General features: G+C 42.3%; 21 protein-coding genes. 14 read left to right on the top strand and 7 right to left on the bottom strand.

The features are described 5' to 3' along the window. Genes E2K52_RS06315 through tviB form a run of 4 tightly spaced genes read right to left on the bottom strand, consistent with a single transcriptional unit; the run spans window position 1 to window position 4607 of the window. The gene (locus tag E2K52_RS06315) at window positions 1-1083 is read right to left on the bottom strand and encodes a glycosyltransferase family 4 protein (RefSeq protein WP_151204304.1); all 1083 of its coding nucleotides are present in this window, start codon (window positions 1081-1083) and stop codon (window positions 1-3) included. A 3-nt stretch (window positions 1084-1086) separates the two neighbouring features. Beyond that, window positions 1087-2286 carry an oligosaccharide flippase family protein gene (locus E2K52_RS06310; protein WP_151204303.1) on the bottom strand — a complete coding sequence of 400 codons (1200 nt, stop codon included), beginning with the start codon at window positions 2284-2286 and terminating at the stop codon, window positions 1087-1089. Next, the gene (locus E2K52_RS06305; RefSeq protein WP_151204302.1) at window positions 2283-3311 is read right to left on the bottom strand and encodes an NAD-dependent epimerase/dehydratase family protein; all 1029 of its coding nucleotides are present in this window, start codon (window positions 3309-3311) and stop codon (window positions 2283-2285) included. Before E2K52_RS06305 ends, E2K52_RS06310 begins: the two co-directional genes overlap by 4 nt. A gap of 18 nt (window positions 3312-3329) precedes the next feature. Then, window positions 3330-4607, bottom strand: a complete 1278-nt coding sequence (tviB, locus tag E2K52_RS06300) for a Vi polysaccharide biosynthesis UDP-N-acetylglucosamine C-6 dehydrogenase TviB (RefSeq protein ID WP_151204301.1) — start codon at window positions 4605-4607, stop codon at window positions 3330-3332. 317 nt (window positions 4608-4924) lie between these two features. On the opposite strand from tviB, the gene E2K52_RS06295 reads away from it, so the two are divergent. The 11 genes from E2K52_RS06295 (at window position 4925) to E2K52_RS06245 (ending at window position 15335) form a co-directional block, all read left to right on the top strand. Then, entirely contained in the window at window positions 4925-6025 is a 1101-nt protein-coding gene (locus E2K52_RS06295) for a polysaccharide biosynthesis/export family protein (protein ID WP_151204300.1), read from the top strand. Beyond that, window positions 6025-6453 carry a low molecular weight protein-tyrosine-phosphatase gene (locus E2K52_RS06290; RefSeq protein WP_151204299.1) on the top strand — a complete coding sequence of 143 codons (429 nt, stop codon included), beginning with the start codon at window positions 6025-6027 and terminating at the stop codon, window positions 6451-6453. Before E2K52_RS06295 ends, E2K52_RS06290 begins: the two co-directional genes overlap by 1 nt. A gap of 17 nt (window positions 6454-6470) precedes the next feature. Then, a complete protein-coding gene (locus E2K52_RS06285) occupies window positions 6471-8657 on the top strand; it encodes a polysaccharide biosynthesis tyrosine autokinase (protein WP_151204298.1) in 2187 nt (728 codons plus the stop codon). Window positions 8658-8803: 146 nt separating this feature from the next. Next, complete coding sequence (locus E2K52_RS06280; RefSeq protein ID WP_151204297.1) at window positions 8804-10246, top strand: capsule assembly Wzi family protein; 1443 nt, start codon at window positions 8804-8806, stop codon at window positions 10244-10246. 231 nt (window positions 10247-10477) lie between these two features. Next, on the top strand, window positions 10478-11182 hold the full coding sequence (locus E2K52_RS06275) for an FKBP-type peptidyl-prolyl cis-trans isomerase (protein ID WP_151204296.1): 705 nt from the start codon (window positions 10478-10480) through the stop codon (window positions 11180-11182). Between the two features lie 48 nt (window positions 11183-11230). Continuing rightward, window positions 11231-11920, top strand: a complete 690-nt coding sequence (locus E2K52_RS06270; RefSeq protein WP_151204295.1) for an FKBP-type peptidyl-prolyl cis-trans isomerase — start codon at window positions 11231-11233, stop codon at window positions 11918-11920. 164 nt (window positions 11921-12084) lie between these two features. Further along, window positions 12085-12819, top strand: a complete 735-nt coding sequence (locus E2K52_RS06265; RefSeq protein WP_151204294.1) for a dienelactone hydrolase family protein — start codon at window positions 12085-12087, stop codon at window positions 12817-12819. 105 nt (window positions 12820-12924) lie between these two features. Beyond that, the gene (locus E2K52_RS06260) at window positions 12925-13284 is read left to right on the top strand and encodes an HIT family protein (protein WP_151204293.1); all 360 of its coding nucleotides are present in this window, start codon (window positions 12925-12927) and stop codon (window positions 13282-13284) included. Window positions 13285-13451: 167 nt separating this feature from the next. Beyond that, entirely contained in the window at window positions 13452-14480 is a 1029-nt protein-coding gene (gene mutY, locus E2K52_RS06255) for an A/G-specific adenine glycosylase (protein ID WP_151204292.1), read from the top strand. Between the two features lie 90 nt (window positions 14481-14570). Beyond that, window positions 14571-15074: a M23 family metallopeptidase gene (locus E2K52_RS06250; RefSeq protein WP_171478814.1), complete on the top strand. Its 504-nt coding sequence runs from the start codon at window positions 14571-14573 to the stop codon at window positions 15072-15074. Between the two features lie 15 nt (window positions 15075-15089). Beyond that, window positions 15090-15335 carry a hypothetical protein gene (locus E2K52_RS06245; RefSeq protein WP_151204290.1) on the top strand — a complete coding sequence of 82 codons (246 nt, stop codon included), beginning with the start codon at window positions 15090-15092 and terminating at the stop codon, window positions 15333-15335. Window positions 15336-15458: 123 nt separating this feature from the next. Here the strand turns inward: E2K52_RS06245 and E2K52_RS06240 are convergent, their stop codons facing one another. Further along, window positions 15459-15809: a DUF488 domain-containing protein gene (locus tag E2K52_RS06240; RefSeq protein WP_151204289.1), complete on the bottom strand. Its 351-nt coding sequence runs from the start codon at window positions 15807-15809 to the stop codon at window positions 15459-15461. Window positions 15810-16213: 404 nt separating this feature from the next. Between E2K52_RS06240 and E2K52_RS06235 the strand changes: the two genes are divergently transcribed. The 3 genes from E2K52_RS06235 to E2K52_RS06225 all read left to right on the top strand — a co-directional run bounded on the left by E2K52_RS06235 (window position 16214) and on the right by E2K52_RS06225 (window position 18905). After that, window positions 16214-16795: a DNA-3-methyladenine glycosylase I gene (locus E2K52_RS06235; RefSeq protein ID WP_151204313.1), complete on the top strand. Its 582-nt coding sequence runs from the start codon at window positions 16214-16216 to the stop codon at window positions 16793-16795. A 5-nt stretch (window positions 16796-16800) separates the two neighbouring features. Next, window positions 16801-17820, top strand: a complete 1020-nt coding sequence (gene ahr / locus E2K52_RS06230; protein WP_151204288.1) for an NADPH-dependent aldehyde reductase Ahr — start codon at window positions 16801-16803, stop codon at window positions 17818-17820. Between the two features lie 221 nt (window positions 17821-18041). Further along, window positions 18042-18905: an IS982 family transposase gene (locus tag E2K52_RS06225; RefSeq protein WP_151204287.1), complete on the top strand. Its 864-nt coding sequence runs from the start codon at window positions 18042-18044 to the stop codon at window positions 18903-18905. Window positions 18906-19148: 243 nt separating this feature from the next. On the opposite strand, the gene E2K52_RS06220 is transcribed toward E2K52_RS06225, so the two are convergent. Further along, entirely contained in the window at window positions 19149-19793 is a 645-nt protein-coding gene (locus E2K52_RS06220; RefSeq protein ID WP_151204286.1) for an START domain-containing protein, read from the bottom strand. 56 nt (window positions 19794-19849) lie between these two features. Beyond that, window positions 19850-20542, bottom strand: a 693-nt coding sequence (gene dapB, locus E2K52_RS06215; protein WP_151204285.1) for a 4-hydroxy-tetrahydrodipicolinate reductase, incomplete at its 5' end; no start/stop codon positions are given.

Here is a 20542-nt window from a genome sequence, read left to right as displayed (position 1 = left end):
TCAACCATTTATTTCATTTAAAATTTTATAAAAGTTTTTAACTTGTATAGATGAAGTATAATTAAGAGTATTGCTAGAAACTTCCTCTAAATCATATAAATTAGCATTGGGAAAACTAACGACCTCTTCCACTTTTTCTACCCATGACATAATATCATCATTTTCAACTATGAAATTATTATTAAAATTAACTGTTTCTGGCAATCCACCTTTATTTGACACCAACACTCTTTTTCCAAGACGCAAAGCTTCAACTGAAATCCGACCAAAGGTCTCTTCTATAATAGAGGGTACCAATATCAGATCCATTTTAGATAAGACACTTTCTGGGTTTTTTACCCATTTATATATGTAAATATTATTTTCTGTGTCTAAAGCATCTTCTGTCCCACCAAGTACTATAAATTTTATGTCTGGGAAATGTGGCCGAATTGCTTTAAATATATTAAAACCTTTATCTATCCTTGTAGATACCATTCCAATAGTCTGGATTGAAGCATTGGTATCAATAGGATTTTTTTTCAAGTTGATGGCTGGATAAACAATATATATATCATCAACAGAAGTCATAGAGAGACACTTTTCCCTCATGAATAAACTATTAGTAATAATAAAATCCATTTTATTTATAGTTATTTCTGAAAAGTCAGAGTAAAAAAACTTCTTAATTGAATTTTTTAAATTTTTTTCAATATTAAAATTTTCAAAAGCTCTAATGAAAACTCCACATTTTATTTTATTTTTCTCGCAAAATTTTTGAACAATTCCAACAGACTCAGTAGCACCAAGTACAATATCTGGATTTATTTTTTTCATCAAAATTTTAGAAATAAATTTAAAAAATATAAAACTAATTAAATATGAAATTTTATTAAAAATAAAAATCTTCTTAAATAGTGAAAAAACATCATAGCATTTTATATTTTTATACTGTTCATTCCATCCATTACTACCATGCATACATATGACGTAAACATCTTCTTTTTGTGCGATATTTTCTAATAAATCTCTATTAGAAATCTCTCCACCACCAATTTTTTTACCTGTAGTATTAAAGCTCGTCGCCACATAAACTATTTTCATGGATTAGATTTTTCTATAGATTAAGAATGATAAAAACAAATAAAGGACCATTGATGTAAGACTAAAAAATATAATAGACATCAGCGCATCTTTAAAGAAAAAGTAACCTAGGTATAAGCTAATAATCTTTAAAGCCACAGAAAATATTTCAAATATTAAGAAACCTCTTTGAAAATTTAAAACTGCAATTGCCGAAACAGCAGGTCTACTAAATAGATAACTTAACATCCAAAAACTTATCCATGCTGCATATGTTCCTGATAAAACCCAATTATCACCAAATACAAAACCATAAATTCTTTCCCCAAAAAGATTTATAAATATTGAGATTAGGCAACCTACAACCGCTAAAAATAAAGTCACATTGAGATATTCTTTTTTATTTCGGACCCTTGCAAATCTAGAGATAAATATATCACTTATAGACTGCCCCAAGATCATAATTGGAGCACCTAGGGTTAATCGAGACAAACTATAAATACCCACTGCTTTCAAACCATAAAATTGAGTTAAATAAATAATAGGTAATGCCTCACTAAGCGAATTAATAAACATCTGAGGCATTCGGAACTTAGGATAATCTATATGTTTACAAAAAATATAACCAAAATCTTTATATCTCAAAAATTCTATAACTTTTTCTTTTATTAATAGACAGTTAACAATATACGATAAAATATACGATAATAGTAATATTTTTGAAAAAGGAAATAAAAGACCTAGTCCTAATTTCAAAAAGTTATTAGCTAAAGATTGCACCAAAATACTTTTAGAGATTTTTTTAAATTTTTGATATCTAATTGCATATTGTTTATATATATTAAATAAAACTAAAGTAATTGTTGCAATTACAATTATGAAAAAATTATTTTCTATAAATAAAAAAACATCACTTTCTATAAAAACACCAGCTATTAAAATCAATAGCATTAATAAAACCATTAAAAAGCAGGACACAAAAAATATAAATGAACATATATTTCTTGCTTCCTGTGCATCATCAACTACAATAATTGCAGGCGTTAAACCTAATGAAACAAATATAAAGAATAATGCTATTATTGTTGTAAATAATGAAAGCTCACCTATGGCTACTGGGGTGTATATTCTAGTTACAAGAGGCATTACTATTAATGATATTGCCTGTGCCCCAGCTGCACCACTTGCCAAGATTATAACTTTTGATAAAAAATTATTTTTCATTCTTCAGTATTTTTAACATACCAAGACATTGCTAAATCAATCCCCTGTGAAATAACAAACTTTGGCTCATATCCCAATAATTTTTTAATTTTATCCACACTAGCCTGAGAATGTCGAACATCACCTGCACGAAAATCACGATATACAGGCTCTTTCGTATAAATCACACCATTATCATTTAACGAAGCTTTAATGGCATTAAACAAATCATTGAGTGTTGTACGGTCACCCACTGCCACATTATAAACCTGATTTTTAGCTTCATCATTTTGCGTAGTAGCTGCCAGAATATTAGCCTGTACCGTGTTCTCAATAAAGCAAAAATCACGACTGGTTTCACCATCACCATTAATAAACACATCATCACCGGCAATCATGGCTGCTGTCCATTTTGGAATGACTGCAGCATAGGCCCCATTCGGGTCCTGACGCTTGCCGAAAACATTGAAGTAACGCAGGCCAATGGTTTTAAAACCATAAGTCCGTGCAAATACTTCAGCATACAGCTCATTGACATATTTGGTAACAGCATAAGGTGAAAGTGGCTTGCCGATATTGTCTTCAACTTTAGGCAGGGCTGGATGGTCGCCATAAGTTGAACTACTGGCAGCATAGGTAAAGCTTTTCACTTCTGCATCACGTGCCGCAGTCAGCATATTTAAAAAGCCGGTAATATTAGCTGCATTGGTAGTAATCGGGTCAGCAATAGAACGTGGTACAGAGCCTAAAGCTGCTTGGTGCAATACATAGTCCACGCCAGCACATGCCGTCTGGCAATCCTCAAAATTACGGATATCCCCTTCATGAAACTTGAAGTTTGCCCATTGTTCAGGTGTCACCAAGCTCTGCACTTCATCCAGATTATGCTGATGCCCTGTGGCAAAATTGTCCATACCCACTACATTTTGGTTCAACTTTAACAGGGTTTCCAGTAAATTCGAGCCAATAAAGCCTGCCACACCGGTAATTAGCCAGGTTTTTGGTGCTTGTTGTAATTGCTCGCATACAGTTTGATATTGGCTCATGTTTAGGGTCCCTATAAGTTACAGACGAAGGTCAGATTCAGATTGATCCAGTACATATTTTAAGTCATATAAAATATGTGCCGACTTGCCCAAGGCACGTAATACATCTACACCCATAGCTTTAAACTGATCATGTGCAACCGCCAAAATCACCGCGTCATACTGACCCTGCTCAAGGTTTGCAACTGGAGTAATCCCGTATTCATGTTGAGCTTCGCGAGCATCCACCCATGGGTCATGCACATCGGCAGTAATATTGTATTCTGTCAGTTCATTGACAATATCAATGATTTTGGTATTACGAATATCCGGACAGTTTTCTTTAAAACTTAAGCCTAAAACCAGAACCTTGGCGCCTTCGACCTGAATTTTTTTCTTGATCATGGCTTTGACCAGCTGGGTCACTACATAAGCACCCATACCATCATTTAAACGGCGACCTGCCAGAATAATTTCAGGATTGTAGCCAATGGCTTGTGCTTTATGAGTCAAGTAGTACGGATCAACACCAATACAGTGACCACCGACCAGACCTGGACGGAATGGCAAGAAATTCCATTTAGTACCGGCAGCTTTTAATACTGCTTCGGTATCAATTCCCATTTTATTAAAAATCACAGCCAGTTCATTAATCAGGGCAATATTGACATCACGCTGGGTGTTTTCAATGACTTTAGCGGCTTCTGCAACTTTAATATTAGAAGCCTTATGCGTACCGGCCTCAATCACCAGGTTATATACCTGATCAACAAATTCAGCGACCTCAGGCGTAGAACCAGAAGTTACTTTTAAAATATTGGTCACACGATGCAGTTTATCGCCCGGGTTAATCCGCTCCGGACTATAGCCGGCAAAAAAGTCTTCATTAAATTTAAGCCCTGACACTTGCTCTAATACCGGAATACACACTTCTTCGGTTGCACCCGGGTATACCGTAGACTCATACACCACCACATCGCCTTTTTTCAGCACTTGGCCAATGCTGGTTGAAGCTTTAACAAGCGGCGTTAAATCTGGCTGTTTAAACTCGTCAATGGGCGTCGGTACAGTGACAATAAAAAAGTTACAGCTTTTTAAGTCTTCTAAATTTGCTGAATAACTCAACTGGGTTGCCTGTTTGAGTTCTTCTGGGGAAACCTCAAGGGTGTGGTCTTGGCCACTTTTAAGTTCATCAATTCGTTTTTGGTAGATATCAAAACCGACTACAGGTACTTTTTTCCCAAATTCAACCGCCAGTGGCAAGCCCACATAACCTAGACCAATCACCGCAATTTTTAAATCTACAATAGATAGCATTTTAACGCCTTATTTATGTACTGTACTTATGAAGATTAAATCTTTCGGCAGGAATACTAGCAGAAAATCAAGGAATTTCTATGACGTTTTATATTCATCCTCTTGAAAAGCCAATTATGATGTAGGCTTTTTGTGAAAATTCACATAATTCAATTTCACTTAGCGCCATACTCACTTTTCTCATTATTATGCTCACCCGAAGGGTTTGATCAAACAGGAAAATTGATTACAAAATGCTATATACCTATTTGACAAGTTCGGTAAAATAGCCGCAATTTATTTAAAACTTTTTAAAAAATTTAATAATGGAATTTCGTGTGCAACACTTTCAACTGGCTATTTTATTGGCATGTGGCATTGCCACCACTGGCTGTGCGGTCACCTCTGGCTTACAAACTTCTGACCTGCCGAGTGAAGGTATCTATCAGACCGAGGCCGGCACTCGAGTGAATGTCATTCGACTGACCCAGGATAATTTATTTGCGCTTCAGCCAGCACAAGCCAGTCCAGCCCATTTGACCGCCTTATTTAATACCCCGCATAAAAACTACCGTTTAAGCGCTGGCGATATTCTTTCTATTTATTTATGGGCCTATCCTGAAATTACCCCTCCTACCAATACCATCAGCAATGAAAAAGCAGTCGAGTCGAATGGTTATCAGATTGACTCACAGGGTTATATCCAGTTTCCGATTATTGGTCGCTACAAGGCCGCTGGCAAGTCACTTGCTCAGGTGAATTCAGAACTGCGCAGCCAGCTTGCACGCTATTTAAAAACCCCCGATGTCATTGTACGGGTCTTGTCTTATCAGGGTCAGCGTTTTTCAGTACAAGGCAATGTGATGCAGGGCGGTCAATTCTATCTCAGTGATCAGCCGGTCAGTGTCTATACAGCCTTAGGTATGGCAGGTGGGGTAAACGCCCAGCAAGGCGATAACGCCTCAATCAGCCTGGTACGTCAGGGGCGTACCTACAACTTGAATACAGTGGAACTGGAAAAAGCAGGTCTGTCTCTGCACAATCTGCTGATTCAGCCCAATGATACTCTGTATGTGAACAGCCGTGAAAACCAGAAAGTCTATGTCATGGGTGAATCTGGTAAAAATCAGTCTCTCCCAATGCGGGATCAGGGCATGAGCCTGAGTGATGTGATTGGGGAAAGCCTGGGCTTAAATCCCCTTTCTGCAAGTCGCAGCAAAATTTATGTGGTGCGTAGCGCCTCAGACCATGCCATGACCGAAATCTATCATCTAGATTTGAGCAGTATTGGTGACTTTGGTCTGGCCAACCAGTTTAAAATGCGCAGCAATGATATTGTCTATGTCGATGCATCAGGTTTGGCACGCTGGCAACGTGTCGTGAACCAGATTATTCCATTCTCAAATGCGTTGTATAATCTTGATCGTCTGGGGCAATAATGCAGTTTCGTAATATTCTCGTCGTGTGTATTGGTAATATTTGCCGTAGTCCTATGGCAGAGTTTTTTTTAAAGCAGGAATTTCCTGAATTGACTATTCATTCAGCAGGAATCTCCGGCATGGTCGGCTATCCGGCTGATGCAAAGGCTCAACACTGCATGCAGGGTTTTGACATTGATATGCAGAGTCATGTTGCCCGAAAGCTGAATAGCGAGATGGTCAAACAGGCGGATCTGATTTTGGTCATGAGCAAAAACCAGCAACAACATATTGAAAAAACCTGGCCTTTTGCCAAAGGCAAAACTTTCCGTTTGGGACATTGGCAGTCAAAAGATATCGCCGATCCTTATCAACATGATCAGGCATTTTTTGACAGCACCTGTCAGCAAATCCAGCAATGCGTTGCTGACTGGAAAAAACATATTTAATTTTTTGAATGACAATTATGAGCCAAAATACCAATACTGAAGATACTATTGATTTAAAAGAGTTGTTTTTCTCTTTAATTGCTCAATGGAAACTGATCGCCCTCTGTGTACTGCTGAGCTTGATTGCAGCACTCTTCTATTTAAGAATTACCCCCAACACCTATGCGGTAGATGCGCTGGTACAGGTGGAAGACAGTAAAGGCGCTTCTGCTGCACTACTGGGTGATTTATCTACTATGATTGAGCAGAAGTCCCCCGCTCAGGCAGAAATTGAAATTCTAAAATCCCGTCTGGTTTTAGGTTCAGTAATCAACCACCTCAATTTAGACGTGGTGATTGCAAGTGCGGAAGATAACACCTGGAATCGCTTATTAAAAAAACATGAATATGATGTTGAATATTCCAAAAAATCTGTTCTTTTCAAGGACAATCAGCAAAGCTTTGATGTACGTCAGTTTCAGGTCCCTGCCTACTTTAGGGACAAAAGCCTGCTGTTAAAGTTCGAAAATAACCAGTATAGCCTGACTGATCCAGATACAGACGAGACTGTTTTTTCAGCTCCACTGAACCAGCTCAGCCAGTCCCAGTCGGCATATGGCCTATGGAAAGTAGCAATTTATAGTCAAGATCATCCAGCAGCGAGTTATTATATCCAAAAGCAAAGCTTACCTGCTGCGGTACGAACGCTGTTAAATAATTATTCGGTGGCCGAAAAAGGTAAAATGACCGGTGTACTGGGACTGAGCTATCAGGGTCAAGACAAACAGCATATTACCCAAGTCCTGAATACTATTTTATCGGCTTATAGCCAGCAGAATATCGAACGCCGTTCTGCTGAATCAGCTCAAACCTTAAAATTTCTGGATGAGCAGCTTCCCGAGTTACGTCAAGAACTGGATGTTGCAGAACGTGAATTCAACCAGTTCCGTCAGCAATATAATACCGTCGATGTAACCAAAGAATCTGAATTATATTTAACTCAAAGCATTGCGTTAGAAACTCAAAAAGCGGAACTTGAACAGAAAGTCGCTGAAGCGTCTGCACGTTATACGGCAGAACATCCGGTCATGCAGCAAATGAATGCCCAGTTAGGCGCAATCAATAAAAAGATTGAACAACTCAGCAGCACCTTAAAGCAGCTGCCGGACTTGCAGCGTCGTTATTTACAGCTCTACCGTGAAGTAGAAGTCAAACAGCAGTTATATACCTCGCTGCTCAATTCCTATCAACAGCTGAATATCGCCAAAGCCGGTGAAATTGGGAATGTGCGGATTGTCGATACTGCAGTGGCGCCCATTGAACCCATTAAACCGAAAAAGCTTCAGATCCTGATTTTATCAATTTTCCTGGGCGGTTTTCTCGGAACACTGCTTGCTCTGCTGCGCAATATGATGCGTTCAGGGATCAAAGATGCAGCACAAATTGAAAACGAACTGGATCTGCCGGTTTATGCCACTGTTCCTCGCTCACTGATTCAAGAGAGCCGTATCAAACTTCTGAAGAAGAAAAAGCATATTCCAATTCTTGCGGTGAAGGATAGCGGTGATATTGCCATTGAAAGCCTGCGTAGTATGCGTACCGCGATTCACTTTGCCCTTAGCAGCGCCCAGAATAATATTATTGCCCTGAGTGGCCCTGCGCCTGAAATCGGTAAGTCTTTTATTGCCGTGAACCTGGCCACGATTCTGGCACAAGGGGGGAAACGGGTATTAGTGATAGATGGTGATATGCGTCGTGGCTATTTACATAAGTACTTTAATGCCGAGGTACAACCAGGTTTAGCTGAATTGTTGAATCATCAAAACAACTACGACGATGTCGTTCAAAGTGCAAGCGTGGAAAACCTGTTTTTTGTGACACGTGGTAAAAGTCCGGTCAATCCGTCTGAACTCTTAAGTACAGCACATTTTAAAGCTTTTCTGGATCAGGCCTCGGCCAGTTTTGATCATATCCTGATTGATACCCCGCCTGTGCTTGCAGTGACTGACGGGATTATTATTGCGCAATATGCGGGTGTAAATTTGTTGGTTGCCCGTCATGGCAAAACACAACTCAAAGAACTGGAAATCACGGTCAATCGCTTTGAACAGGCCAATGTCAAAGTCAATGGTGTCATTCTGAATGATGTACAAAAAGCCAATGGTGGTTATAGTTATGGTTATAACTATGCCTATGCTTATACCGCAAATAAAGATCAGGACTAATTCACTCTAAACTTAGATTTCACATCCTGCTTCAAGCAAGGTGTGAAATCACCTTCTATTACATTTATTCCAAATGATCATTGTTGAAAAAATCAACTAAAAACCCTATCGTGGTTACAGTTTAAAACTCCTGAGAATATACAAGAATGTTTAAATCAAAAACACTGCTTGCCAGCTTGGCATTAAGTTCCTCTCTGACCTTTGCCCAAGGCATCGTTTTAAATGACCAAGACCTGCGCACCGATTTAAACTGGTTAAATCAGCAAGGTGTGATTCAAATCAGCACGTCAACCTGGCCAATGAGTGGTGATGAAATTCAACGCGCCCTTTCTCAGGCAAAAATCAGCAATAATAATCAGCAAAAAGTCATTGATTCTGTCATGGCTCATTTGAATGCCAGTAACCAGTTACTCAAAGCATCCCTGTTTGCAGAGACGGATCAAAAACATCTTCCTCAGGCCTTTGGCGACCAGCAAAAAGCTCAATACCAAGCGGGTTTAGAATTAAATGCAGGCAATCAGAATTGGGATGCCAGACTTCGCGTGAATGCAGAAAAAGATCCGCAGATTGATCATGATCAAGATGTGAATGTTGAAGGGTCTTATATTGCAGGTAAATTATGGAATCAATGGCTGATTGCTGGACAAATTCCGACCTACTGGGGACCCGGTCATGATGGCAGCTTAATTCGGGGTGATGCCAGTCGTCCGGTATATGGTCTGACCATGCAGCGTGCCGAACAGAATGCTTTTGCCAACCAATGGCTGTCCTGGATTGGGCCTTGGCAATATCAAGCCTTTGCCGGACAACTGGATGACTACGATGCTGTACCTGATGCTAAATTAATTGGCTTACGTGTCACCGCACAACCTCTACCCTATTTAGAGCTGGGTGCATCGCGTGCTATTCAGTGGGGAGGTGAAGGACGACCTGAAAGCCTGAGCTCACTTTGGGATGCTTTTGTCGGTAATAAAGACAATGGCGGCACAGGTGAACCTGATCCATCCAATCAAATTGCCGGTTTTGATGCGCGCTTAAATCTACAACCGCTGGTGCACGTCCCAATGGGGATGTATGCACAATATATTGGTGAAGATGAAGCCGGTGGCTTACCAGCAAAAAAAATGTATTTGGCTGGGGTCGATTATTCTTCTAGCTATAAGAATATGCCCTTCCAGCTATATACCGAATGGGCGGATACCCGTACCAATGGCAAGGCCCAAGGTATTTCCTATAATCACAGTGTATATAAAGATGGGTTTTACCAGCATGGTTATCCCTTGGCACATGCTATGGGTGGGGATGGCCAAATGATTTCAGTAGGCGGTGATATTCGTTTCGATCGCCTCAATCGGGTTAATGCTCGGGTGCTGTTTGCCAAGTTGAATGAATCTAACCGAACTACCAATTTAGCTTTTCCAGTGCAGGATGAATTAAAAGCTGTTGATGTGAGCTGGACCCATTATTTACGCCCCGATATTCCCCTGAAATTAAATGGCTGGATCAGTGATTCAGACCTCCATGGCAATGATGGCGGTGCCTCAATTGGGATTGAATTTCCTTTAGAAAAAGGCTTATTTTCCTACTAGGTTCTTGGCAAAATATGATTTTGGTTGGGCAATCATTGTGTCTAGACATTCTCTAACCATGATTAAAATCCAGACAATTAAAAAACCAGCAATTGCTGGTTTTTTTTATCTTTTATTTTAAACACAACCGGTGCATTTGCTTGCTAAAAATCCACGCACTCTACAAGATTTCTTAAAATTTTCTGCTAAGATGGAATGAACTTCAATGATAACATTAGATTGGAATAATACATGAGTAAGGCCTTACCGATTGCTGTCGCTGTTCTTCTGGGCGGTGCCGCGCTAGTACCTGTTTACTATGCATCTCAACACCCCGCGACCCAAACTACAAAAGCATCTAAAGATGCCTCTGCGGTTGCCAAAATCAGCTATGCACTCGGTTATGAAGTGGCCCATCAAACGCCACCTGAACTTGATATTAATAGCTTTGTGACCGGTGTACGTGAAGGACATGCCCGTACTGCACCGGCTTATACAGAAGAAGAATTACAGGCGGCTTATGAGCAGTTCCAGAAAGAAATGCAGGAAAAACAGCTGAACAGTGCCAAAGAAGCCCAAGCTTCTAGCGATACTTTCCTGACTGAAAATGCAAAAAAACCGGGGATCAAAACCACTGCTTCTGGCCTGCAATATCGGGTTACTCAGGAAGGTAGCGGTAAATCTCCGGCAGCCAGCTCGGTGGTAAAAGTTCACTATAGCGGCAAACTGGTCGATGGTACGGTATTTGACAGCTCAGTTGAACGTGGTGAACCTATTGAATTTCCTTTAAATCAGGTGATTCCAGGCTGGACCGAAGGCCTGCAACTGATGAAAGAAGGCGGGAAAGCGACCCTGTATATCCCTTCACAACTGGGCTATGGTGAACAAGGTGTTCCGGGCACCATTCCACCGAATAGCACCCTGATTTTTGATGTTGAACTGATCGAAGTAAAGTAATACGGTTCAGGGAGGGCATTGGCTCTCCCTTATTTTTGAGATACTAGAATGAAAATACAATTTAGTCTTGCTGCCCTGCTGTTATGTTCGGGTAGCCTGTATGCCAAAGAAATTACAACAAAAAGTACCCAAGCCGAACAGGTCGGCTATAGCTTTGGCTACCTGATTGGACGTAGCAATATTGACGCCTTGCAAGGGATTGACCTAGATGCGTTTAGCCAGGGATTAAAAGCGGCAGCGGCTGGGCAGAATGCCAGTATCAGCGATGAAGAGATGGCACGAGTACTCAGCCAGTTCAAACGCCAGAGCGAGGCCAAAGAGCTGATTCAGCTAAAACAGCAGGCAGATGAAAATGCCAGGATAGGTCAGGCTTTTTTAAAAGAAAATGCGAAAAAACCCGGAATGAAAACCACCAAATCCGGGCTGCAATATGTAGTGCTACAGGAAGGCAAAGGCAAGTCACCGACTGCCAACAGCAATGTCCGGGTGCATTATGAAGGCCGTTTACTGGATGGTACCGTGTTTGACAGCTCGATTGCCCGCACCCAGCCTGTGGTATTTCGAACGACACAAGTTATTACCGGCTGGACTGAAGGGCTGCAGCTCATGAAAGAAGGTGCCAAATACCGCTTCTTTATTCCTGCGGAACTGGCCTATGGACAAGTAGGTTCAGGGGATGTAATCGAACCAAATAGCACCCTGATTTTTGATATTGAACTGATTGAAGTGATTAAATAAAAACGTCTGTACTTAAAAAATGAAAAGGCCGAATTTGCATGATTGGCTTTTCCCTTTGTTAACCGTAGCCATGAATCAATCTGCTGTTTTCATGTCATCTTCACATTAGTTTTGCTATTTTTATGCTTTAATCAATGTACTTCACAAGAATAAAGGAGCTGAGTATGGCCACCATCAAGACTCGCGAAATTCACTATACTGCTCAGGATGGGCAGTCACTTATTGGTTATTTTGCTGCACCTGAGGCCGATCTTCCTGTCGCTGGCGTCATTGTGGCACCCGAGTGGTGGGGACGGAATGCATATACTGAACAGCGTGCCCGTGAACTTGCAGAACATGGCTATGCGGCCTTGGCCCTTGATATGTACGGCGAGAAAAAAGTGACCACCCAGTCTGATCAGGCCTATGAATGGATGATGCAGACCTTTGAAGATCCAGATACCATTGTTAACCGTGCTGCGGCTGGCTTACAAGTACTGGCTGAACAGGCTGAAGTCAATCCAGAAAAACTTGCTGCGATAGGCTTCTGCTATGGGGGTAAAGTGGTGCTGGATCTGGCACGCTCGAATGCACCGCTCCAAGCAGTTGCGACTTTCCATGCCAACCTTTCACCTAAGGCACCGGCGCAGCAAGGCCAGGTTCAGGCCGAAATTTTAGTCATGCATGGTGAGCTGGACAGCATGGTCACGCTGGATGATGTGGCAAGCTTTAAACATGAAATGCAGCAAGCCAAAGTAGTGCATGAAGTGATCGTGTTTGAAAATGCCAAACATGGCTTTAGCAATCCATTGGCTGATGAACGTGCCAAAGCCAATGCTGTCGATCTGGGCTATAACGCAGAAGCAGAAAAGCAAAGCCTGGCTGCCATGTATGAGCTACTTGCGCGTCGTCTAGGCTAATACCTATTTTGCTGACGCTGTCCCTACCCGGCTTAAAACAGGATTAGGGAACCGGTCTTATGCTTGAAGAATATAAAATAAATCCGACCAGAGGAGATACTCATCATGACTGAAGTCCATTGCCCTTATTGTAATTATGATGAATATGATGTCATTGCCCAAAATGAATATAGTGTGGTCATTCCGGAGCCGCATTCATTGTCTAAAGGCCATTGTGTGATTATTCCACTGCGTCATGTCTCTTCATTTTTTGAAGTCACCGATAAAGAACGAAAAGCCATGATGTCTTTACTGGAACAGGCACGCAATGAGCTGAGAATTCGCTACCAGCCTACTGGTTTTCATATTGGCTTTAATGATGGTGAAGTCTTTCACGAAAAGGTGGATCATCTGCATATTCATATTATTCCACGTTATGAAGATAAGGCCTTAAAGCTGGATGAACGCTGGGGTATTGAAAAATAAAGCCCTAATCTCTGCTAAGTGAACGCTTCGCGAAGTGTTCACTTTGATTCTGCCTTTCATTGCTTTGCTTTGTTTCAAGCAGCACAGTTTCGCTGACTTTTCAATTTTTAGCTCCCCCTCTTCAGTTATACTAGACATCATTTCCTTTCCCCTGTTTGTTTGCTTTCATGTTTGTATTTTCAAATGCCCTGTTAGAATGGTTTGATGTGCATGGCCGTCATGACTTGCCTTGGCAGACCGCAGATGATCCTTATAAGGTCTGGGTCTCTGAAATTATGCTTCAGCAGACTCAGGTGAAAACCGTACTGCAATATTTTGAGCGTTTTATTCAGCGCTTCCCGACTGTGCAGGACCTGGGTACAGCGTCTTGGGATGAAGTCGCGCCTTACTGGGCCGGGTTAGGCTATTATGCCCGCGCCCGTAATTTACATAAGGCGGCCGGCATGGTCACGGTGCAGGGACATTTTCCTGCTACACTCGAAGAATGGATGGCATTGCCCGGAATCGGCCGCTCAACCGCCGGTGCCCTGATGTCTTTGGGCTTACGCCAATACGGCGTAATTATGGATGGCAATGTCAAACGGGTGCTGGCACGCTTTTTTGCCATTGAAGATGACCTGTCCAAACCCGTTCATGAACGTGCCCTTTGGCAACTGGCAGAGCAGCTCTGTCCTGTCGAGCGGAATCATGACTATACTCAGGCCATTATGGATCTCGGTGCAACCATCTGTACCCCTAAAAAGCCTTTGTGTCTGTATTGTCCGATGCAGCAGCATTGTAAGGCGCATCAGCAGGGCCTGGAAAATGAATTACCCTTTAAAAAAGCCAAGAAACCCGTTCCTGTCAGATCGGCTCAGGTCCTGTTGATTCAGGCAGATGCAGAATGGCTCTGGCAACAGCGTCCTCATAGTGGGCTGTGGGGTGGACTCTGGTGTCTGCCAATTATTGAAACTGAACATGAACTTGAGCAGCGCTGCCAACAACTTGGCTTAAAAAGTGTCATTCAAAAAGTCCGGATCAGTCATAGTTTTACCCATTTCACCTGGCAGCTTGAAGCAGTCATCTTTATGGTCGAAGCAGACCAGCAGGAGCATCTGTCGCTTGAGCTGCAAGGTAGCTGGATGAGCCCCGAAGCGGCCATCCATGCGGGTATTCCGACCGCCATGAAAAAATTGATTTCTACCGTAAATCTATGACATAGTCTAAAGCAGGAAAAAACCATACTGGCTTATTTAAGGATGAAAATCTTGCGCCACTCCCTTGCCTTCTGCTGGCTATTGCTGAGCATGTTATTTCTGGCAGCCTGTAGCAGTGCCCCGAAACATCCTTCTGCTGCACAGCTAAATCCTGCGCTGGTACAAAAGCTGAATGGCATGTCTCTGCCCGCCTCCTTGCCAATTCCGGTGGATCGAATCCGGGCATCGGAACTCCAAGATACTTGGGGGGCTTCTCGTAGTCGGGGTCGTCTGCATGAAGGGATTGATATTTTGGCTCCACGTGGAACCAAAATTCGCAGCACGACACCGGGGCTGATTGCAGATTTACGAAATAACAATTTGGGTGGTAAAGTAGTCTGGATTTTGGGTCCCAGCGGGACCTGGCATTATTATGCGCATCTTGATGGTCATAAACGTGGCCTGAAAGTCGGTGATTATGTCAAAAAAGGCGATGTTATCGGTTATGTCGGTAATAGTGGCAATGCTCGCCATACCGCACCGCATCTGCACTATGGCCTTTATCTGAATGGCAAAGGGCGTGGTGTGGTTAATCCCTACCCCTATTTACGTTAATTTTAGGAAATTTACATGTCAGAAGTGTTGATCAACCGTCTGGTCGAATTTGCTGAGTCAGGCAATCAACAAAAAATTGTATTGAATGGTCAAAGCTATCAGGGCTGGGTCATGGAAATTACTGAAGAAGCGCTTCTGATCACTACGGGCTATGCAGACAAAGCCGGCAAAGACATGTGGATTCCGTTTGCTGATCTGGCACAGGCAGAACTGTCCTACTGGGATAATCAGCAAGATCAGTGGACTGCCTTTAAACTGTAACAATCCTTCAAATCACGGATAGGACCCGAATTTAACAATCCCAAGGACTAGAGCGCGCTGGAGGTGGGTACATGCAACCCGGAACTCTAGTTCGTATGTCCGATCAGACTCACATATTCTGCTTCATCGCCGTTCAAGGATCTTCTTTAATACCAGAGCATGATTTTTCTCTTTATCTTGGGCAGCAGTAATTAAAGTAATATCTTTTTCTTGAGCTAAACTTCTAATTTTATCCAGCTGCGCAGTTTGACTTTCTAGTTCTTGCTGATACTTCTGTTGAAATTCATCCCAATGCTGCTCCATATCTTCATGAAACCATGTTCTCAAAGCATTCGATGGGGTGAGGTCTTTGGCCCAGATATCAATTTTAGCCTCTTCCTTTTTTACTCCTCGTGGCCACAATCGGTCAATCAAGACTCTTAAACCATCCTGAGCGGAAGCTTCGCTATAAATTCTTTTTATAAAAATTGCCATTTTATTATTCTCCCGAGGTTGTGCAGCGATTTATCAAAAAATGGAGGCTTCTATCGATAGCGTGCTTCAGCCAAGCAAACAGCATCGTTAAGGCGCTGTTCAAGTACAATGGGCTATCAATAAAAACGCTTATAATTGAAGCAATATCCCATTTCCTTAAGATGGGGATAAAAGAATTTTTTGTCAATTTCATTCAGGATACTGAAATAAAGTGCAGCAGACAGGAATGAAAGCAATAAAAAGTCGTATTTTATTGCTTAAGTTCTCAAAATGATTTAATCCTGAAAAGAAGTTTTACGCAGTTTAGTTAAAGTGTAGCCTATTGAATCATGGCCAAAGCAAGCCGGATTAAAGGCAATTTGGCAGGTATTTGGCAACGTTATTATAAAAATCAGGAGCGTCGCATGACCCTTCAACGCTGTAGCTGGTGTTCCAATGATCCGCTTTACATGGCCTACCATGATCAGGAATGGGGACAAGCGCTGTATGATGAAAAGCGTCTGTTTGAGATGTTGTGCCTGGAAGGCCAGCAGGCCGGTTTGGCCTGGATCACGGTGCTCAAAAAACGTGAAGCTTATCGTCAACATTTCTTTCAACATTCCATTCAGACTATCGCGTTGTTTACCGAGGAACAACTCCAGAGCAAACTTGCAGATGCGAGCTTGATACGGCATATCGGCAAGCTCACCGCGATTCGTGATAATGCCCGCGCCTGGCAACGCCTCTGCCAACAGGGCATCCATATGGTGGACTGGCTCTGGTCTTTTGCCGAGCCAGCGCAAATCAACCATGATGTTCCAGATTATCGGCAAGCACCCGCACAGACCAGCCAAAGCCGGCAGATGTCCAAGGCCTTAAAACAGGCAGGTTTTAAATTTGTCGGCCCGACCACTTGTTATGCCTTTATGCAGGCTGTCGGCATGGTCAATGATCATGAAAATCACTGTGACTTTAAAATCCTATCTTCCCCTTCCAATAAGAGCTAAAAAATATGTCGAATACCATTCAAGCCTATGCTGCCATGTCTGCAGGTGCCGCACTGGAACCTTATCAGTTTGATGCCGGTGAACTGCAACCCCATCAGGTCGAAGTCCAGGTAGAATATTGTGGTCTCTGCCACTCTGATATTTCAGTGATCAATAATGACTGGGGTTCTTCCGTCTATCCGGTGGTGGCCGGACATGAAATCATCGGCACCATTCGCCAGCTGGGTGCTGAAGCCAAGGGATTAAAAATAGGCCAGCGCGTTGGCATTGGCTGGACTGCAGAAAGCTGCCAGTATTGTGATCCGTGTCTTTCAGGTCAGCAGGTCTTGTGTACGGGTGGACAGGTGGCGACCATTGTCGGACATGCCGGAGGTTTTGCCAATAAAGTACGTGCCGGCTGGCAATGGGTGATTCCACTTCCGCAAGATCTGGACCCGGAAAGTGCCGGCCCGCTGCTCTGCGGCGGTATTACGGTCTTTGACCCGATGCTCAAGCACCAGATTCAGGCCATTCATCATGTGGGGGTGATTGGTATCGGCGGTTTGGGACATATGGCAATCAAGCTGCTCAAAGCCTGGGGCTGTGAGATTACGGCCTTTACTTCCAGCCTGGATAAAATAGAGGAGCTGCATGCCATGGGCGCCGATCATGTAGTCAATAACCGTGATCCTGCCGCCATTAAAGCGCTGCGAGGCAAATTCGATTTGCTGCTCAGTACGGTCAATGTGCCCTTAGACTGGAAGGCTTACTTGGCGACACTGGCACCTAATGGCACTCTGCATATGCTGGGTCTGCCTTTGGAGCCGATGCAGATTTCTGCCAGTTCCCTGATTGGGGGGGCTAAATCCGTTACCGGTTCACCAACAGGCTCTCCAGCGGCCTTGCGTCAGTTGCTCCAGTTCGCTGCACGTAAAAATATTGCCCCCCAGATTGAACTTTTCCCGATGTCAGAAATTAATGCTGCAATCGAACGCCTGCATTCTGGTCAGGCACGTTACCGGATTGTACTCAAAGCCGATTTCTAATTATTTAACGCAATAGGCCACGATAGAATCATCTGACATACAGACTGGAATCATATCACTCGCCAAAGCGGATTGTGACAGCAGTGGTATATTCCAGCAGGCCTCGCACTTGAGTGGGGAGTAATTTAACCTGAGTTCGATATAAAAAAGAGTATAAAAAAAGCCTTGTATTTGTAACATATTGGTTATCAAGACAAAATGTTATAAAACAAGGCTTTTCAATGGATTATATTACCGAATTATTTTGTATTTTGGATGATTTCTGCAAAAAATTTAATAAGTCTTTAGAGAAAGCTTTAATTTCTGATCAAAAATCCAGGCTAAAAAAGTCAGCTTTAAGCTTGTCTGAAGCAATGACCATTGTCATTTTATTTCATCAATCCGGGTTTAGATTCTTCAAATATTTTTATTGCCAAATGATCGTTCCATTCTGGAAATCTGCTTTTCCTAAACTGCTTAGCTACAACCGATTTATTGAAATCATGCCCCGTTGTTTGCAGGCTCTGAGTAATTTCTTCCATCAAGTAAAAGGAAAAGATACGGGAATCAGTATCATTGACTCCACTAAATTGGTAGTTTGCCATAATCTTCGAATTAAAAGGCATCGTGTATTTAAAGGTTTGGCAGGTCGTGGAAAAAGTAGTACGGGGTGGTTTTATGGTTTTAAATTACATTTGGTTATCAATAACTTAGGTGAAATAATTAACCTCAAACTGACATCAGGAAATGTTCATGATGTTGCTATATTAGATTCTTTAACTCAAGAATTAAAAGGGATCCTACTCGGAGACAAAGGCTATTTGAGCAAAGCAAAAGCCGAAGTTTTAGCAGCAAGAGGACTGAAAATATTGACCCCATCACGTCGGAATATAAAAAACAAACCTATCCAAACAGAAGAAGAAAAACAATTGCTTTGCAGAAGAGGATTAATAGAGACAGTGAATGATCAATTAAAAAATTTACATCAACTTGAACATTCACGTCATCGTTCGGTAAATAACTTCATGGTGAATATCATGGCTGCTGTAGTGGCTTATTGTTTGAACCCCAATAAGCCAACTTTCCAAAATATGTTAAAAGGCTAAGTGGATTTCATCGAACTCAGGTTAATTTAGTTCAATTTCGCTCTTCGGCGAAAATGATCCATCACCTCTTCATTACATAAGGATCATCATATTCAAGGGCAATACAGCATTCTGTTGGATATGCTCACTCTGGGGCTGGCTGGGTGTTGCATACACCAGCTCTCTAAGCCATCAATTTATGTCAGAATGAGATTCAACTCTTCCATCTAAAGCCTGCTTCAAGCAGACTTTTTTATGGCCTGTTTAACGCAAAGCTTCGGGTAAAACAGAGCTGGATATAGGTTTGGCAAGCTGGGTTTTCATCTTGTGTAGCATCTGATAAGGCTGCTGCTGGACAAACATATTCACGAAAGTCAGAGGAATGGAACCTTCCGGATTGGCATAGCCATAAGTTGAAACCTTGACTTTATTATTGCCTAGCTTCTGGAAAGTCCAGTCACCCTGATAGTCGGTTAAACGAACATAGTTTGGATTTAGGGCATAGCCAGTTGAAATCGCCTTATTCCTGATGGTGATCTGACCATTGGCATTCTTGATCATTTTGCCCTGTACCACCAGGTCGCGGTCTTTGAGAGGAAAGGGGAAATCCAGCACCATATACAAGGTAAAATCACCTTTGATATTGTCGCGTGACAAGAGCTTGATACTGCCCATATAGGGAACCCATTTCACTGCCTGCTCGACATCCAGAATCAGGGAAACTGCTTTCTCAATCGGTACATCATAGGAGGTTTCAGCTTTATACAAAAAGACCGGGTGACGTTCATCTTGATAGGTCCAGACCTTGATATTATTTTTATGAATGGAGAGTTTGGCATTGTCTATAGATTTTGCCTGTGCCATGGCAATGAATGCCATAGCACAGCACATCAATATCATTTTTTGCATTGTAGGATTCATCTTATTTTAGTTTTAATCTTTTTATAAATGATTTTGACGGATTTTTAAACCTTTATATCGTTAAAACCCAGCACATCTTTCATATCATATTTGCGTGCTTCACGACCCACGACCCATGCTGCTGCACGTACCGCCCCTGAAGCAAAGTTCATACGGTTGGTGGCTTTATGGGTAATTTCTACACGTTCCCCTTCGCCAATAAACATGGCGGTATGTTCACCAACAATATCACCGCCACGAATAGTCTGGAAACCAATACTTTGACGTTCACGCGGACCCGTATGCCCTTCACGATGATAAACCGCATCTTTTTTCAGATCACGGCCTAAAGCATCTGCAATCGCTTCACCCATCATCAAGGCCGTACCTGACGGTGCATCGACTTTATGACGATGATGCGCTTCAATAACTTCGATATCTACGCTATCCCCAAAAACCTTGGACGCCAGCTCAAGGAGTTTAATAGAAACGTTTACACCGACTGAATAGTTGGCTGCATATACCACCGGTGTTTCTTGTGCCGATGCATCTAGGTAGGCTTTTTGCTCGTCATCCATCCCGGTCGTGCCAATCACGATGGCTACACCATGTTCACGGCAAATTTTTAAATGCTGGACTGTGGCCGCAGGCGCAGTAAAGTCAATCACGACATCACAGTCCTGGACGACCTCTTCAAGATTGCCTACGACTTTGACGCCCAGGCGGCCCACACAGATCGGAAGAGGGTCGGGTAGGGG

This window comes from Acinetobacter sp. RF14B (genome assembly GCF_006864105.1).
Lineage (GTDB): Bacteria > Pseudomonadota > Gammaproteobacteria > Pseudomonadales > Moraxellaceae > Acinetobacter > Acinetobacter lwoffii_C.
The sequence above is the reverse complement of the archived record's forward strand: the minus strand, read 5'-3'. Positions and strand labels throughout refer to the sequence as shown.